This is a genomic window from Acidovorax sp. Leaf78 (assembly GCF_001422735.1).
In the GTDB taxonomy this organism is placed as follows: Bacteria; Pseudomonadota; Gammaproteobacteria; order Burkholderiales; family Burkholderiaceae_C; genus Acidovorax.
This window is the reverse complement of the sequence record NZ_LMLZ01000003.1, coordinates 119,214-135,782: the sequence shown is the minus strand read 5'-3', so window position 1 is coordinate 135,782 and position 16,569 is coordinate 119,214. Positions and strand designations below refer to the sequence as shown.

Genomic DNA, 16,569 nt, shown 5'->3' with positions numbered 1-16,569 from the left:
TTTGCACGGACTGGGGGTGAGGGCGAGTTGGCAACTCGCGACCGGTCATGCAGGCTTGAAACTGGCACGTATGGCGCGCCACTGCGTCAGTTGGGCGTCTGAGAGAGGAGCTTGGGCAGCCGCTGTCATCACCACTACGTTGCCCGTGTTGCCCAACAGATAGCCAACTTGGCGTTGGTAGACCATCACGCCGTCTTGTTTGAACTGCACGGCGTATTCGATAGCCCGCAGTTGACCGGACGCGGGGTCTTTGTGATCGCTTCGATCAGTGAACTCAGCCATGCTGAATTGCTGGCCCAGCAGCTGCAATTGCCGGTTTACCAACTGCTCGAACGTTTCGCCAGGCTCAAGTCTGGACCTGGTCACCACCACACTGAATCCAAGCCCACTATGCCCTGCGAGTAGCACGTTGATGCTGTTGTCTTGCATGCCGTCGGGAACGCTGAACGACCCTTCATTGATTTGGTACTGCATCGAAATTCCGGTTCAGTTCATAGAGATGTGTAGGCCCAAAGCGCGATGCGCTCTGCAGTGCACTAGGGGCAATTGAGCTGTATTGGCGCCCCGTGCACATCCAGCAGTTCACTGAGCTTGATCAGCCCGTTCTTGCCCTTGATGACCACCTCGCCCTTGTCCGTGAGCTTGAGCGAGGCGACTCCTTCGCCCTCGCCAATGGTCAGCGTGATGCTCTCACCCGCCTGCAGGCGGATGTGTTTGGCAGCCTTCACCAGCACCGAGTCCTTGGTCGCCTGGATGTTGACGTTCTGGTCGCCCACCACGGTCGCAGTGTCCGTCTTGGACGCCAGCGTGATGTTCTGCTGCGCGGTCAGGTTCATGTTGCCCGTCTGGGCTTCCGATGCGATATCGCCCTTGGTCACGGTGTTGCGCTGGCCGCCCTCTGACACGTGCGTCAGCATGCCGCCCTTGGCCAGCTGGGTCAGCTGCGCGCCGCTGGACAGCGTGATGTGCTGCTTGGCATGCATCGAAACGCTCTGCCCCGAACTGACCACGATGGGCTTGGGGCTGATCATCGAATGCCCCTCGGGGCTGACGATGGAGACGACCGGCTTGCTGATGTCTTTGGACAACTCTCGCAACGCCTGCGACTGAGGCATGGCGGGGTCGGTGTTGGTCGGCATCGATGTCTCCGCCCCAGCGCCACCACCCCCTCCGCCTCCACCGCCGGCAAGCGCAGCGATGGCCGCAGCTGCTTTGGACAATGTCGCCATCGCCGCCTTGCCGCCGGTCATGGCAGCAATGCCTGAACTCAGTTCCATCATGTGCGAGGTCTTCAGGCCGTTGATGGCCTCAATCGCACTGTTCATGGCAGACACCGCCTCACCAGCCTCCTCCATCAGCGACGCGGTGTTGGCCAGGCCTTCACCCAGGCCATCGAACCCATCTGGGTTTTCATGCGATATCTTCTGCTTGAAGTCCTGCGTATACGTCGTGATCAGCAACCCCTTGTCCGCCCGAATAGCGCCCCATTCATTCGTGCGCAGCTCAAAGCCATAGCTGCGCTTGGCCTCCGAGCTCTGGTTCATCAGGTAACCCATGTGCAGATGGGTATTGCCGTGGTCCGTGGACAGCTCGATGTGCTCGATGCCCTTCTGGTCTTCGAACCGCAGCATGTGCTTGCCGCCGCCGCCCTTGCTCCAGTTGGTCTGAAAGCCCGACTGCGTCTTGTGCTTGGGCAGCTCCCACGGGGGCATCTGGTCGTTGTTGTAGACGCGGCCGGTGATGATGGGGTAGTCAGGGTCGCCGTTCAGGAAGTCAACGATGACTTCCTGGCCGATGCGGGGCGTGAAGATGCCGCCGTACTTGGCGCCGGCCCAGGGGTGCGACACGCGGATCCAGCAGCTGGAGTTTTCGTCCATGGCGCCGATACGGTCCCAGTGGAATTGCACCTTGACCCGGCCGTACTTGTCGGTCCAGATTTCTTCTCCAGGCGGGCCGACGACCACGGCCGTCTGCGGGCCCTGGCTGCGGGGCTTGGGGGTGACGCGCGGCGGCGTGAAGGCCAGGCTGGTGGGCTGCGCCTTCAGCACAAAGCGCTGGATGGACCCCACCTCGTCCTTGGTGGTCTTGGGTGTAGGTTTGGCGATGCTGCTGACTTCCGGGTTCTCCTGGAAGTGGTATTGAACCGCGGTAATCAGGTACTGCTGGTTCTGATCCTCGCGGGGATAGTTGTCGAGGTTGAAGGTGTAGCCCGGGGTCAGCGCGCGGCAGCTTGATTTGCCCTGCACGACGCTCTCGCGGGTGAGGTTTTCCTGCAGACGCACCCGCACGTAGGTTTCACCGTCTCCGTACTCGGTATAGCCGCCGGGCCATTCATACACTTCGTGGCTGTCGTGCGCATGGCCCACCGGCATCTTGCGCATATTCGACAGATCGGCCTTGGGCTTTTTGAAGTCGTAGTCGTCGTTGTAATGGCGGCCCGATTTGATCTCCTCGGCCAGCTCCCACGCAAAGACACATTCCCGCTCGGAAATAGCCGCCTTTTCGGGCGGGTAGAACGGCAGCGTGGCGGCGCCTGGCAGCGGACTGTGCGATGCCACGATATCGTCCGCCAGCGTCAATACGTGCTGGCCGGGGGAATGCTGGTGGTAGTAATAGATGCCCTCGTGCTCCATGAGCCGAGATACAAACTGGCAGTCAGATTCGTTATATTGAACGCAATAATCCCAAGTACGATAACTACGTGTCAGCTTCTTTTCCAGCGGGTATCCGTATTTACCGAGAACTTCTTCAATAATCTCGGGAACTGTTTTATTCTGGAATATCTTGAAGTCGCTTTTGCGGGTGGCCAGCCACAGCCATGGGCTCAGGCGCGCCCGGTACGAGAACATGCGGTGGTCCTGGCCCTGCATGCCAAATCGGGTGACGATGGCGTCGATGTAGCGCTGACCGCCGCCTTCGGTCTCCACCACGATGGTGGCATTTTTGCCCAGCAAGGCCTTGGGATCGATGCTTTTGCTTTCGCTCAGCAGATCTACATCCAGAGAAAATAACTGGCTGATTTCTTCAGTGCCCTGCAGCTGCCGGAACTTGAGCTGCTCGCCCAATGGGGTTTGGATGGTGACGCGGCGTTTCATGTGCTGCAGGCATCAAGCCCGTTGTTTCTAAGTGCTGCGGATGATAGCCATGAGAGCAGCAGATTCCCTTGACAACCACGCTCACTAACCCCAGAAAATTACCGCAAAAGGTAACCGAAGTAACCAATATGGAATAACAGCGACCTTTTGCAACGGTTAGTGCGGCAACCCTCGCCTGAACGTGAGTGCAGTACACGCTATGGCACTACGCTGCGCCAACTGCACACCACCCTCTCGCGCCCTGAAGTCGGATGAACGCTGACGGCACCTTCGATGAGCCCGCACCGGGCATAAAAGCGCCGCGCACGCAGGTTTGCTGTCGCCACATGCAGCGTCCAGCCCGCTGGGCACAGGCGCTGGCAGATCTCCTGCACCATCGCGCCACCCAAACCCTGGCTCTGCGCGCCAGGCGCCACGAAGAGCTGGTGCAGGTGGCTATGCGCCATGTGGAGCACCATGAATCCCAACAGGGATTCGTCTGCGCGCTCGACCAGCAGCGCGGTGCAGGGTGGGCCGAACTCGGAACGCACCCGGTCTTCCCAGTGGGACAGTGGCGCCACGGTGAGTACCCCGGGGTTGGCGGAACGCCAGGCCTCACGCCAGAGGCGGGCCAGCCGGGGCGCATCCTGGCCGATAGCGGGGCGCAGCACCACCGGCGGCACCAGGTCGGACAGGCGAAGGTTCATCGTCGCATTGTGCTGTCGGCAGCGCTGCGGTGCACCGTGGTGGTGGCTTCGGCTGCGGCGTACTGCCGCCCTGTGCCGGGTGCATTTCTGGACAGCCCGAACAACGGCCGCAACCACCCCACGCGCCGCACCACGGCCGTGAGGGCCCAGCACAGCCCCGCCGTACCCACCAGAAGGACCAGGGGCTCCACCACGGGACCCAGTTGCCAAGGCAACAAGGCCACCACCAGCACGATGATGACGGTCTGGTGCAGCACATACCAGGGGTAAACCGACTCATTGGCCCACCGCAGCCAAGGCCAGGGACGGTTCAGGTAGCGGTGGACCCAACCCAGGATGGTGAGCAGCGCGGCCCAGGCGTAAACATCGGCCAACACCCGCACAGCCACGCGCACCGGCAAGCCGGCCTGCTGCACCCACACCGCACCGCGCAGTCCGAAATGCAGCGCCAGCAACACGGCCGCCAATCCCAGCGTGCGCCAGCGCAGGCGCACCAGCTCGTCCCATAGCCCCTCGTCCAGCCCGATCCAGTAGCCGTAGACAAACAGCGTGAAGTACACGGCATGCACCCAGCCATCGTGGATGAGGTCGTGCGTGGCGTCGAAGTGCGGCCAGCGCAACACCGTGGTCAGTGCCAGTGGCAGCACGGGCACGAGCACCAGTGCAGTGCCCCGCAGGCGGGTGAATGCGCGGCGCAGCCGTTGGCCCGGCAGCGACTCCGCCAGCGGCAGCAGCACGGCTAGCACCATGGTGTAGGCCCAGAGGTACGCCAGGTACCACAGGTGGTTCCAGGTGACGCCCGCGTGCCAGCCGTCGAACGCCCCCGCCGGCCACGTGCTGCCACCGTAGTAGCGCCGCAGGAAGTCGCAGAAACCCGGCGCGATGAGCCCGTTGGCCACGCCCTGCGCATAGGGCTGGTAGGGCACCACCACCGCCATGCCGAAGGCCAGCGGCACCAGCAGGCGCAGGCTGCGCAGCCGGACCAGGCTCATCAAGCCGTGCCCGCGCCGCACCAGTCCGAAGGCGAGCCCTGAGATGAGGAACACCAGGTCCATGCGCCAGAGGTTGAGCGCCCGCATGGGGCCCTGCAGCCAGTCGGCAGCGTGCGGGCTCTTGAGGTGCCAGTGCCAGTCGGCCACGTAGTACATGCCCACGTGGTAGACGATGACGAGCGCAAACGCCAGCGCGCGCAGCGCGTCGATATCGTGGCGGCGCGGGGCGGCGCAGCCGGGGTACGGTGTGGACATGCGAAAAGGGGAAATGGTTGCAATGCCCCGGATGCTCTGGCCACGGCCTGCCGCGCGGTGCGGTCCAGGGACGGTCCGAGGCCCCTCCGGGACGAGCGGCGAGCAGCAGGGACGAACGACGCGGCCCCACAAGGGCAGGCACGCTCTGCGCCTGCCTACACTTGCCAACCATGACCGCCCCCGCGACCCCCTGGATCGACCGCTATCCCCACGACCGCGCTCTGCGCCGGCGGGCCGAGATCGGCTTTTGGGCCGTGGTGCTGCTGGTCCAGGCGGCCTTCAACACGGTGGTGACCTGGGTCGATCTGCGCGGCACCCAGCGGGTGGTGGCGGCGTGGGAGCCGTTGCTTTGGGAGCTGTCCAGCGTGGCTGTGGTCGCAGCGCTGATCCCCGCCGTGGTGGCTGTAGAGCGCCGCTTCACATTGCGCTGGGGCATGCTGCGGCGCCACCTGCCCTGGCACGTGCTGGCCAGTGCGGTGTACTGCAGCATTCACTTGGCGGGCATGTGGGGCCTGCGCCACGCAGCGTATGTGGCCCTGGGCCACAGCTACCAGCCCGCGGGCTGGTGGGAGCAGTGGGGCTACGAATACCTCAAGGACGTGCGCAGCTACGCGCTCACAGTGAGTGCACTGGTGAGCTACCGGTTCTTGCTGCTGCGGCTGCAGGGTGAAGCCAGGGTGCTGGATGCGCCGGAGCCCGCTAACCCCATCGTCATCTCCACGGCGGTCTCCACCGTTCCAGTGCCCGTCCCGACCACAGCACCAGAACCGGCGGCTTCCACGACCTCACCCGCCGCACTGGAGCCCTCACCCACCGCTGCGCCAGCGCCGCGGCCCGAGCGCTTTCTGGTGCGCAAGCTGCGGCGCGAGTTCCTCATCGCCGCGAACGACATCGCCTGGCTGCAGGCCGAGGCCAACTACGTGGGCCTGCATGTGAACGGCCACGACTACCTGTTGCGCTCGACACTCACCGACTTCCTCACCCAGCTGGACCCTACCCGCTTCGTTCGCGTGCACCGCAGCTATGCCGTCAACCTGGACGCGATAGCCGTGATCGAGCCGCTGGACAGCGGGGACGCGCGCCTGGTCATGAAGGATGGCAGTACCGTGCCGTGCAGCCGCCGTTACCGGGACGCCCTGGCGCCGCAGCGGGGTTGATGCTGCGGCCCCGCGTCGGTCAGGCATTCAAGCCCGGGACTTCCGCAGGCGGCCACTCCGGCGGCCGCGAGCCCATCTCGGCCTCGACCTTGCGCAGCATGTCGGCCAGGGTTTTGCCGGGCTCCTGGCGGAACTGCTCGTCCGTCACCACCAGGTCCACGATGCGGTCGATGCGAAAGCCGCGGAAGTCGCCGCGCAGCTCGCACCAGGCCGACAGCGTCCAGACCTTGCCCCAGTAGAAGCAGCCGAGCGGGCGCAGTCGGCGCAGGCTTGCGCGGCCTTGCACGTCGGCATAGTTGACCTGCACCACATGGCGGCTTTGCACGGCCTCGCGCAGGGACTGCAGGGTGGCCTGGGCCTGGGGGCCCAGGCCGACGGATGGGGCGTACAGCGCCTGGGCTTCGGCGGCCACGCGCGCGGCCGGGGGCAGCACGGACAGGATCTTGCCCAGTGCCCCTTCCACCTCACGCGCCAGACCGGCGTCCAGCCACGCCTGGGCCAGCCGGGCGGCGGCCACCAGCGCATTGGCCTCGCCCTGGCTGAACATCAAGGGCGGCAACTCGAAGCCCGCGCCCAGGCGGTAGCCCACACCGGCTTCGCCCTCAATGGGCACACCCTGGTGCTGCAGGTCCGCCACGTCGCGGTAGATGGTGCGTGCGGACACCTCCAGCCGCTCGGCCAGGAAGGCGGCCGTGGACAGGCGCCTGCCGCGGATGAGCTGGACGATCTGGAAAAGGCGGTCTGCGCGGCGCATGGGCTTGGGGTCGGCTCCGTTGGGATGTTGAGGCGTTGAGGCGTTGAGGCGTTGAGGCGTTGCGATATTTGGGTGATTCAGGCCCCTACCGCTTGATCAGAAAGCGCCAACAGCTATCAAATTAATAGCATACACTTGTCACGTTTCAAAGTTGCGCGCAGCGGGCGCCTTCGTCGCCACAGGTCCCCCGCTGAGCACCATGCTACGGCTTCACGCCGATGTGGATGGCGACCTTGTCCGGGCCTTCGTAGGCCTCGAAGTCGGTGCCGAAGCGGCGCTGCACCGTGGGGTTGTCGGCAAAGTAGTGCCAGATGCGCACCCAGGTGTCGATCACCATCTGGGGCATCTCGCCTTCGCCTGTGAAGACGAGGTAGTCGCCGGCCTCGATGTCGACGCGGCTCGCGCCAGGCACCGCCTGGGCCTGCTCGGGTTCGGCCACGGCGACGCCGGCCGTCACGTCGAAGGCGCCGTGTTCGTTGGACTCATAGCCGCTGTACACGCCGAAGATGCGGCCGTCCCCGTTCCCGTCCCCATCGCCGCGGCTGGGCAGCTTGCGTTCCCAGCTCTGGGTGAAAAAACGGTTCCACAGGCCTCCAAGGCGTGCGATGGCGGGGTTCATCTCGTCGCTGTTGCGGGTGCGCATTGCGATGCCGGCCACGCTGAATGCGGGGATCTGTACGGAGGTGGGGGTGCGGGTGGTCATGGGATGGGTCCTCTCTCTCGGTGTGTCTGGTGTGGTCGGTCAGGGAGCCGACCGGCGGACCGGTCGGCGGGGGTGTGCAGCTGCAAGACCCGCATGGTGCGGACCCGCTGCTGACAGCCTGATGTCAGTAGCCTGCAGCGGGCACAGTGATCGGCGCCAACGGCTGCTGACATCGGGCGTCAGCAGCCGGCGGGCCTGCGACCGCCTAGCGCTGCGGGTCCACGATGGCTGCCGTGGCCCGGCGCACCAGCGGCAGCACCAGCAGCAGTGTCGGAAAGGCCACCAGCCAGGACAGCGCCCAGGAGCTCATCCACAGGCGCAGCACGTCCAGCGTGAAGCCCGCCACACGCAGGGTGCTGATGAGCGAGACGATGAAGGTCATGAGCAGCGACAGCAGCAGCGGCATGACCCAGGTTGCCGAGCGCGCGGGGAGCTTGCGCAGACCGAGGAAGGTCTTGGAGGAACGCTCAGGAGCCGAAGGAGCCGCCGCAGATGAGGAAGACGCGGGAGATAGAGGCGGTGCGGACCCCGCGGCTGGAGCGGAAGACCCGGTGCGGGGAGACGAAGATTGGTTCATTGAAGTTCCATGAAGCAGGCCGGTCAGTCAAGGTGCCGTCCCCCTCTGGCCTGCACGGCCGGCGCGAGACCACCACCCCGGCAGGGCCGGCGTTGGTTGGCACGTTGATTGACGTAAACGCTTACGGCAACCCATGAACCGGGCCGCAGCAGGATTCTATGCGGCCCCGGCGTGGCCGCGCAGTGGTGGTGGTGTTGATGGTGGCAGCGGTGCACCGCCCGCCAGCAGATGGCGCGTGATGTGCGCGGCCACTGCCGAGGCGTGCATCTGGGCCATGTCGTGGGCGCCGCCCGGCAGCACGTGCAGCGGCGCATGGGGCAGCAGGCCCTGCAGCCGCTCGCCCACGGCCACGGGGCTGATGGGGTCGGCGTCGCCCCACAGCAGCAGTGCAGGCGCGCTCAGCGACGCGAGTTGTCGCGCCAGGTCCCAGCGCTCGTGCGCCATCCACTGCGGAAAGGCAGGGTTCGAGCGGATGAAGTCGGCGCGCCAGTCGTGGGGGCGCAGGTCGTCGATGGGCACGCCGCCCGATGTGGCCACGAGCACCAGGTGCGTCAGGTGTTCAGGCCGCTGCAGGGCGGCCAGCACCGCCACCACGCCACCCATGGACTGGGCGATCAAGGCACAAGGCTGGTCCATGTGCGGCGTGACCGCATCGACCAGGTCCTGCATGCTGCCAGCCGCGTCAGGCGGCATGTCCGCCGCCGATGCCACACCGAACCAAGGCCAGCCCAGCAGCACGCGTTCTGCCGGCAGCGCGATGGCGTTCGCAGCGGGTTGCCAGAACGCGGGGTTGCCGCCCACGCCGGGCAGGAAGATCAGGCGTGTCGGCGTGGTCACCTACGTGGGATTGACGTGGGGATCGGTGCGGCCATCGGCGTCGGTGCAGACGTCGGCGCGAGACCGGTGACTGGGTTCAACTGCCCTGCGCAGGGGCAGGGGCAGGGGCAGCCGGCGGCACGGCCGCTGCGTCGGCTTGTGCTTGCGCTTGCGTATTCACGTCTGTGTCGTTCACATCCGCATCCACCTCCGCGGCTGCATCGGGGTTCGCCTCGGCGTCGGCGGCAGGCGCCACCGACGATGCTGCAGCACCAGCCGCTGCTGCGGCCTCAGCCGCAGCGGCCTGCTGCAGCCGCGCCGCGGCGAGGCGGCGTGCGCGCTCCAGCTGCTGGCCCACACTGCGCGGCACCAGGCCGTACATGTCGGCAAAGGCTTCGAGCGTCTGGCCGCTGGCTTCGAAAGCACGCAGCAGCGCCTCGTCCTTGGCGTTGCGGGCAGCCCATTCGGCAAAGGCCTCCTGCAGGATGGCATTGGATGCTTCGTCGCGGCCCTGCACCAGCTCCGAGTACGCCTCGCGCGTCAGGCCCGTTGCCTCGAACGCGGCGATCATGCGGTTGCGCAGCTTGGGCAGCAGGTCTTCGGTGGGGCGGGCCTTGTTGTTCTTGCGGCGGCGGTAGACCTCCAGCAGGGCATGGTGCACATGTTCGGGCGCCATGTCTTCCACCGGCTGGCCCGACAGGTCGTGGCGCTTGTCGCCGGCCGCCACGCTTTGCAGATAGCGGGTGGACCGGGTGTGAATACCCAGCGCCACCTTGAGCTCGTCACGCTCGAAGGCCTCTGGCTGCGCTGCCAGGATGTCCTGGAAGACGCCGCGCTTGAGCGGGCGGAACACCGCGCCGAAGAGCTGCGGGTACAGGCTGGCCAGTTGCTCGAGCATGGGGTGCGTGCGAGGAGGCGTGCGGGCCGCCGCAGCGCGTTCGCCCGGCTGTGCCTGCGCAGCAGCCGCTTCGCCGCCGGGCGCTGCTGCGCCCTGGCGCGCCGCGCCACCCCGATTGCCACGGCGGTCGCCGCCGCCGCGGCGCGGCCCGCCGGAGCGGCGGCCCGGGCCGGGCGTCTGCGCGCCAGCCGACGCTGCGGTCACCACGGCAGGAGCGGCTGCAGCAGCGGCCTCGGTGGACGCGGACTCAGCGGCAGCGGTCGGGACTGCGTTCGGTTGTTGTTCTTGTGCGGACACGGAATCGGTCATGGCGGTGCGGGAAATGTGAGGTGTGGGGCGACAAAACCCTCAATCATGCCAGCGTTGGCAAAAATGCCCGCCAGCGGATGTAACCGGCATCACGCGATGGCCTCGTCCAGCACCTCGATCCAGTGCCGCACCGGCGTGCCCGTGCCGCTTTGCAGGTGGGTGATGCAGCCGATGTTGGCCGACAGAATCATGTCCGGCGGCTGCTCGCCGAAAGCCTCGGCCAGCACGCCCAGCTTGCGGTCGCGCAGCTGGTAGGACAGCCCGGGGTTCAACACCGAATACGTGCCCGCCGAGCCGCAGCACAGGTGCGCTTCGTTGCGCGCAGCGCGCAGCTTGAAGCCCAGGCGCGCCAGATGCACCTCCACGCCTCCCCGCAACTTTTGCCCGTGTTGCAGCGTGCAGGGCGGGTGGTAGGCGTACAACACGTCGGCCGCAGGCTGTGCGCGGCCTGCGAGCTTGTCGGCCAGCTCGGGCAGCATGTCGGGCAGCAGCTCGGACAGGTCGCGCGTGAGCGCGCTGATGCGCGCAGCCTTGGCCGCGTACTGCGCGTCATCCTTGAGGATGTGGCCGTACTCCTTCACGGTGACGCCGCAGCCCGAGGCGTTCATGACGATGGCCTCCACCCCGCCCTGCTCCACCAGCGGCCACCAGGCGTCGATGTTGGCGCGCATCTCGGCCATGCCGCCCGCCTGGTCGTTGAGGTGGAACTTCACCGCGCCGCAGCAACCCGCCTTGGCGGCGACCACGGTCTGGATGCCCGCCGCGTCCAGCACGCGCGCGGTGGCGGTGTTGATGTTGGGCATCATGGCCGGCTGCACGCAGCCCGCCAGCATCAGCACCTTGCGCGCATGTTCGCGCGTGGGCCACGCGCCAGCGGGCTGCGGTGCGGGCACCTTGGCCTTGAGCGCCGCAGGCAGCAGGCCGCGCACCATCTGCCCGGCCTTCATCGCGGGGCCGAACAGGGGCGACGGCAAGCCTTCTTTCAACGCCCAGCGCAGCGCCTTCTCGCCCAGGGGGCGCGGCACTTTCTCGTCCACGATCTTGCGGCCGATGTCCACCAGGTGGCCGTACTCCACGCCGCTCGGGCAGGTGCTTTCGCAGTTGCGGCAGGTGAGGCACCGGTCCAGGTGCATCTGGGTGCTGCGCGTGGGCTCGGCCCCTTCGAGCACCTGCTTGATGAGGTAGATGCGGCCGCGCGGGCCATCCAGCTCGTCGCCCAGCAACTGGTAAGTGGGGCAGGTGGCGGTGCAAAAGCCGCAGTGCACGCATTTGCGCAGGATGGCTTCGGCCTCCAGGCCATCGGCGCGGGCGCGGTATTCAGGGGAGAGTTGGGTTTGCATCGAGCATGCCTGGACGAAGGGACAACGAGGGATTGGGGGGCGCTGAACAGTGCGGGCTCACAGCGCCGGGGGCGGAGCCAGCGGCAACGCCTTGCGCTGCGGGCGGCGCAGCCGCGCGCGGTCGGCCCACAACGGCGGCAGCGAGAGCACCAGCAGCACCAGCGCCAACGGCACCACGAAGACAAAACCCACATGGCTGAAGCCCGCCGCGCCTGCGATGCCGCCCACGAGGAACATCCCCAGCAGCCCCGCGAAGAGGCGCAGCCGGATCTGGTTCGCGCGCACCTGCGACTCCGGCGCGGTGCCGGTGCGGTTCCAGTAGAGCATCTTGCCCAGCTCGATGCCCAGGTCGGTCACCACGCCGGTCATGTGCGTGGTGCGGATCTGCGACGACGACATCTTGGTCACCGTGGCGTTCTGCAGGCCCATGATGAACGACAGCAGCAGCACCGTGACCGGTACCGCAAACGGCGTGGGCCAGCTCAGCGTGATCGCGCCCACCAGGCCGAACACCAGCATGAGCACGGCCACCAGCAGCAGCGGCAGCGCATAGCTGCTGTGCAGGCGCCGCTGCCGCGCCCAGTTCACCATCACCGACGTGGTCGCCGCGCCGCACAGGAAGGCCAGCAGCGCCCCCATAGCCCCCAGCACCAGGGCGGTGTTGCCCAGCACGAGGCTGTCGGCCAGCATGGAGACAAAGCCCGTCATGTGCGATGTGTACAGGTGCACCACCAGGAAGCCCCCGGCATTGACCGCGCCCGCGTTGAAGGCCAGCAGCAGGCCCAGCACGCGGTTGCTCGCCACTGTGCGGTGGTGCCCCGTCAGGTGGCGCAGGTGTCGTCGCATGGCGTTGGCAGCAAGCACGTCCCGGGCCTACCAGGCCTGCGCCATGCGGCCGGGGTTGAAGATGCCCGCCGGGTCGAAGCTGTGCTTGAGGCGGGCGTGGATCTGCTCCAGCGCGCGGGATTTGAGGTCTAACGGGCCGCTACCGCTTGCTGGATCTGCGCCAGAAGCTATGAAAACAGTAGCACTACCGCCCACGGCACGCGCAGCGTCGCGCAAGGCGTCGCCCGCCGAATCCGGTGCCTGCACCCAGCGCAGCGCGCCATGCCACTCGATGAGCGGCTGGGCCGCGGCGGGCAGGCTGAGCACCGGCGCGGTCTGCGGCAGCGACAGGCGCCACAGCGCGTGGCCGGGGCGCTGCGCGCGGTCGGTGAACCACGGCAGGGTCTGATCGCGGCAGGCGGTCCAGTCGGGCGCCGTGGTGGTGTTGTCAAGGCGCGTGCCGCCCATGCTGCGGCAGGCGGCCTCCACGGCCGCCACGGCGCCGCGCAGGCGCACGTAGAGCGTGCCCACCGCCCCGTCCTGCACCCAGCAGCTGGCGTTCAAAGGCAGCGGCTGGCCGCCCCAGGCGTGCAGCTTGCGCAGCGCGTCGGCCTGGTTGCATTCAAAGCGCAGCGTAGCCTCGGCCGGGGCCACCGGCAGCACCTTGAGGCTGACCTCGGTGAGCAGCCCGAGCGTGCCCCAGGCGCCCGCCATGAGGCGTGACACGTCGTAGCCCGCGACGTTCTTCATCACCTGGCCGCCAAAGCTGAGCAGCTCCGCGCGGCCGTTGAGCAGCGTGACGCCCAGCATGTAGTCGCGCACCGCACCCACGCTGGCACGCGCCGGGCCCGACAAACCCGCGGCGACCATGCCGCCCACGGTGGCGGCGTCCGAGGGCGCCTGGGCGAAATGCGGGGGCTCGAACGGCAGGCACTGGCCCTGTGCGGCCAGCGCGGCCTCCAGCTCGGCCAGCGGGGTGCCGGCGCGCACGGTGACGACCAGTTCGCTGGGCTCGTAGCTCACGATGCCGCGCAAGGTGCGGGTGTCGAGCACCTCGCCATGCAGCGCCAGGCCATGGAAGTCCTTGGTGCCTCCACCGCGGATGCGCAAGGGCGTCTGGTCGGCGGCGGCTGCGCGCACACGGTCGGCGATCTGGGCAAGGGCGTGGTCCATGCCTGGGATCGTAGCGGCAGGCACCTGCCGTGCGACGGCCTGGGCGCGTGAATTTTTTGAACAGCGCGCTGCAATTCGGCGGAGGTTGCTTGGCCGCTGAAGATGCGGCGCTCGCCTTGGCGGCGTTCAAGCGGGCGTTCAGGGAGCGTTCAAGGGGCGTTCAGGTGGTCAGCGTGCGGGGCTGCACGGGTCTGCAGGCCCCGCCGCACGCGAAAAAAGCCCGCCAGGGCGGCGGGCTGAAGAACCAAGAGGAGTCACTCGCTTGTTCTTGTTGCAACGCTGCGGTGCCACCAGACACCGCAGCGCATCGGGCTGACGGGATCAGCGGTTGTACGCCGTCTCGCCGTGCGACGTGATGTCCAGACCTTCGCGCTCGGCTTCTTCCGAGACACGCAGGCCCACCAGCAGGTCGGCGATCTTGTAGGCGATGAACGCCACGACGCCGGACCACACGATGGTGAACAGCACGCTCTTGACCTGGATCCACACCTGGGCACCCATCGAGAACGTGTCGGGCGTCAGGCCGCCGGTACCACCCAGGCTTTGCGATGCGAACACACCGGTCAGGATGGCACCCAGGATGCCGCCCACACCGTGCACGCCGAACACGTCGAATGCATCGTCCACATTCAGCAGGCGCTTGAGGCCACCCACACCCCACAGGCAGACCACACCGGCCAGCAGGCCCAGCACGATGGAACCCATGGGGCCCACGAAGCCAGCGGCAGGCGTCACGGCCACGAGGCCGGCCACGGCACCGGAGGCGGCGCCCAGCATGGAAGCCTTGCCCTTGTGCAGTGCTTCACCAGCGATCCACGACAGCGTGGCGGCGGCAGTGGCCAGCACGGTGTTCACGAAGGCCAGGCCGGCACCGGCGTTGGCGGCACCAGCGGAGCCGGCGTTGAAGCCGAACCAGCCCACCCACAGCAGCGAGGCACCGACCATGGTCAGCGTCAGGCTGTGGGGCGTGAGGGCTTCCTTGCCGAAGCCGATGCGCTTGCCCACCATGTACGCGCCCACCAGGCCGGCGATACCGGCGTTGATGTGCACCACGGTGCCGCCTGCGAAGTCCAGTGCGCCGTCAGCCGCCAGCAGGCCGCCGCCCCACACGATGTGGGCCATGGGCACATAGCTGAAGGTGAACCACAGCACCGAGAAGATCAGCACGGCAGAGAACTTGATGCGTTCCGCGAACGAGCCGACGACCAGCGCCACGGTGATGGCCGCGAACGTGCCCTGGAACGCGATGAACACGTACTCGGGGATGGTGATCAGCGCGCCGAAGGTCTCCTGGGTCACGCCCTTGAGGAAGATCTTCTGGAAGCCGCCGAAGAACTTGCCCTCGCCGGAGAACGCCAGGCTGTAGCCGTAGATGGCCCACAGCAGGGAGATCAGCGAGAACACCACGAAGACCTGCATCAGCACCGACAGCATGTTCTTGCTGCGGCCCAGGCCGCCGTAGAACAGCGCCAGGCCCGGGATGGTCATCAGGATCACGAGCAGCGTGGAGGTCAACATCCAGGCGGTGTCGCCGGAGTCGATCTTGGGCACGGGTGCGGCAGGGGCTGCATCGGAGGCCGCAGCGGCGGGTGCCGGTGCAGCGACAGGTGCGGCGGCGGGGGCTGGCGCAGCGGCAGCAGGCGCGGCTTCTGCGGGGGCCGATGCCGCGGCATCAGCGGCAGGGGCCTGGGCCAGCACGGCGGAGCCGCCGGACAGCAGACTCAACCCCAGTACAAAGGAAGCAAGCAGTTTTTTCATGGCATTTCTCTGGTGTCTGTGGCAACCGGGCCCTTACAGGGCTTCCTTGCCGGTTTCGCCGGTACGGATGCGCACCACCTGCTCCAGGTGGGTCACGAAAATCTTGCCGTCGCCGATCTTGCCGGTGCGGGCGGCGGTTTCGATGGATTCGATCACGCGGTCCACCAGGTCGTCGGCCACCGCGGCCTCGATCTTGACCTTGGGCAGAAAGTCGACCACGTACTCTGCACCGCGGTACAGCTCGGTGTGGCCCTTCTGGCGGCCGAAGCCCTTGACCTCGGTTACCGTGATGCCTTGCACGCCGATGTCCGAGAGCGCTTCGCGCACCTCGTCGAGCTTGAAGGGCTTGATGATGGCTGTCACCATTTTCATTTTGGGATCCTCCGACAACGGGCGCAGCCTGCGCCCGTCGAGACTGCTTACAGGGTTTTGGTGAGCGTGACGATCACGCGCGACTTGTTCACGTGGCCGAAGAAGGCCTTCTTGTTGGCGCCCACCACGGCAGCGCCGAGCGACAGGCCGCTGCCGAAGTCATACGCGCCGCCGACGCTGTAGTCCATGTAGTTGGGCACGCCCGTGTCCTTGATGTCGCTGGCAAAGCGGGTGAAGCCCACCGATGCCTTCAGCGTGACGCTGGGGGCCACTTCCTGGGCGAACGCCAGGTTCAGGTAGCCGGTGTTGGTGCCCTTCAGGCCCGAGCCTGCCTTGGCGCCTGCGAAACCGAAGTAGTCCTTGGAGATGGTGTGCGAGTACTTGGCGGTGAAGGGGCCCATGGTGGCCGCGCCGTACAGCTCGGTGGTGTTGCCGTTGCTGTTGCCGGGGTAGATGTAGGTCAGCGCGCCCAGGTCGAAATCAGCGCCTGCGGCCTTGAACTTGTAGCCGCCGTACAGGTCGGACTCGAGCGAGTTGTTGGCCAGCCAGTCCACGCTGGAATTCCAGTTGCCCACGTACCAGCCGGTTTCGCCGAAGGTGTAGTCGAAGCCGCCTTGCAGCGCGGGCTTGACGGCCTTGGCCTTGGAGGCGTCCTGGTCCTGGCCACGGAACTTGTAGTTGGTGGTCAGGCTGACGTTGCCGGTGAGCTGGGCGCTGGCCAGCATGGGAAGGGTTGCAACAAGGGCAACGCCCAGGGTCTTGATGATGGCGCGGGTCATGTTTCCTCCGGTTGGACAAAGTAGGGGACAGGGGCTCTAAGCACGGACCGTGCCACTGGCATGTCATGCCGCGCCGGCCC

15 protein-coding genes and 1 pseudogene are annotated in these 16,569 nt (G+C 66.8%); 1 reads left to right on the top strand and 15 read right to left on the bottom strand.

The annotated features are described in order from the left end of the window. Positions 1-45 precede the first annotated feature (45 nt). The 4 genes from ASF16_RS04475 to ASF16_RS04460 all read right to left on the bottom strand — a co-directional run bounded on the left by ASF16_RS04475 (position 46) and on the right by ASF16_RS04460 (position 5,028). Positions 46-474, bottom strand: a complete 429-nt coding sequence (locus tag ASF16_RS04475) for a DcrB-related protein (RefSeq protein WP_056163313.1) — start codon at positions 472-474, stop codon at positions 46-48. Positions 475-536: 62 nt separating this feature from the next. Further along, positions 537-3,095 carry a type VI secretion system tip protein TssI/VgrG gene (gene tssI, locus ASF16_RS04470; RefSeq protein WP_056163310.1) on the bottom strand — a complete coding sequence of 853 codons (2,559 nt, stop codon included), beginning with the start codon at positions 3,093-3,095 and terminating at the stop codon, positions 537-539. Between the two features lie 197 nt (positions 3,096-3,292). Further along, positions 3,293-3,781: a GNAT family N-acetyltransferase gene (locus ASF16_RS04465; protein ID WP_056163308.1), complete on the bottom strand. Its 489-nt coding sequence runs from the start codon at positions 3,779-3,781 to the stop codon at positions 3,293-3,295. Next, a complete protein-coding gene (locus ASF16_RS04460) occupies positions 3,778-5,028 on the bottom strand; it encodes an acyltransferase family protein (RefSeq protein WP_056163306.1) in 1,251 nt (416 codons plus the stop codon). Before ASF16_RS04460 ends, ASF16_RS04465 begins: the two co-directional genes overlap by 4 nt. Before the next feature lie 170 nt (positions 5,029-5,198). Here ASF16_RS04460 and ASF16_RS04455 point away from each other — a divergent pair, with 170 nt between their 5' ends. Continuing rightward, a complete protein-coding gene (locus ASF16_RS04455; RefSeq protein ID WP_056163304.1) occupies positions 5,199-6,185 on the top strand; it encodes a LytTR family DNA-binding domain-containing protein in 987 nt (328 codons plus the stop codon). Between the two features lie 19 nt (positions 6,186-6,204). On the opposite strand, the gene ASF16_RS04450 is transcribed toward ASF16_RS04455, so the two are convergent. From ASF16_RS04450 to ASF16_RS04400, 11 genes and pseudogenes are all read right to left on the bottom strand, one after another. Continuing rightward, positions 6,205-6,939, bottom strand: coding sequence for a YafY family protein (locus ASF16_RS04450; protein ID WP_056163300.1), 735 nt, complete (start codon positions 6,937-6,939; stop codon positions 6,205-6,207). Positions 6,940-7,141: 202 nt separating this feature from the next. Further along, entirely contained in the window at positions 7,142-7,642 is a 501-nt protein-coding gene (locus tag ASF16_RS04445) for a GyrI-like domain-containing protein (protein WP_056163298.1), read from the bottom strand. Positions 7,643-7,847: 205 nt separating this feature from the next. Beyond that, entirely contained in the window at positions 7,848-8,219 is a 372-nt protein-coding gene (locus tag ASF16_RS27090) for a DUF2798 domain-containing protein (RefSeq protein WP_082516742.1), read from the bottom strand. 156 nt (positions 8,220-8,375) lie between these two features. Then, positions 8,376-9,056: an alpha/beta fold hydrolase gene (locus ASF16_RS04435; protein WP_056163296.1), complete on the bottom strand. Its 681-nt coding sequence runs from the start codon at positions 9,054-9,056 to the stop codon at positions 8,376-8,378. Between the two features lie 274 nt (positions 9,057-9,330). Further along, a pseudogene (locus ASF16_RS04430) lies at positions 9,331-10,242 on the bottom strand (ProQ/FINO family protein); the annotation flags it as partial. Between the two features lie 89 nt (positions 10,243-10,331). Beyond that, positions 10,332-11,582: a glycolate oxidase subunit GlcF gene (gene glcF, locus ASF16_RS04425; RefSeq protein WP_056163292.1), complete on the bottom strand. Its 1,251-nt coding sequence runs from the start codon at positions 11,580-11,582 to the stop codon at positions 10,332-10,334. A gap of 57 nt (positions 11,583-11,639) precedes the next feature. Beyond that, complete coding sequence (locus ASF16_RS04420) at positions 11,640-12,428, bottom strand: YoaK family protein (protein WP_056163288.1); 789 nt, start codon at positions 12,426-12,428, stop codon at positions 11,640-11,642. Positions 12,429-12,455: 27 nt separating this feature from the next. Then, entirely contained in the window at positions 12,456-13,580 is a 1,125-nt protein-coding gene (gene glcE / locus ASF16_RS04415; protein ID WP_056163285.1) for a glycolate oxidase subunit GlcE, read from the bottom strand. A gap of 321 nt (positions 13,581-13,901) precedes the next feature. Further along, positions 13,902-15,338 carry an ammonium transporter gene (locus ASF16_RS04410; protein ID WP_056163283.1) on the bottom strand — a complete coding sequence of 479 codons (1,437 nt, stop codon included), beginning with the start codon at positions 15,336-15,338 and terminating at the stop codon, positions 13,902-13,904. 33 nt (positions 15,339-15,371) lie between these two features. Beyond that, on the bottom strand, positions 15,372-15,710 hold the full coding sequence (gene glnK / locus ASF16_RS04405) for a P-II family nitrogen regulator (RefSeq protein ID WP_015012094.1): 339 nt from the start codon (positions 15,708-15,710) through the stop codon (positions 15,372-15,374). Positions 15,711-15,757: 47 nt separating this feature from the next. Further along, positions 15,758-16,489, bottom strand: a complete 732-nt coding sequence (locus ASF16_RS04400; protein ID WP_056163280.1) for a TorF family putative porin — start codon at positions 16,487-16,489, stop codon at positions 15,758-15,760. Positions 16,490-16,569: the final 80 nt, after the last annotated feature.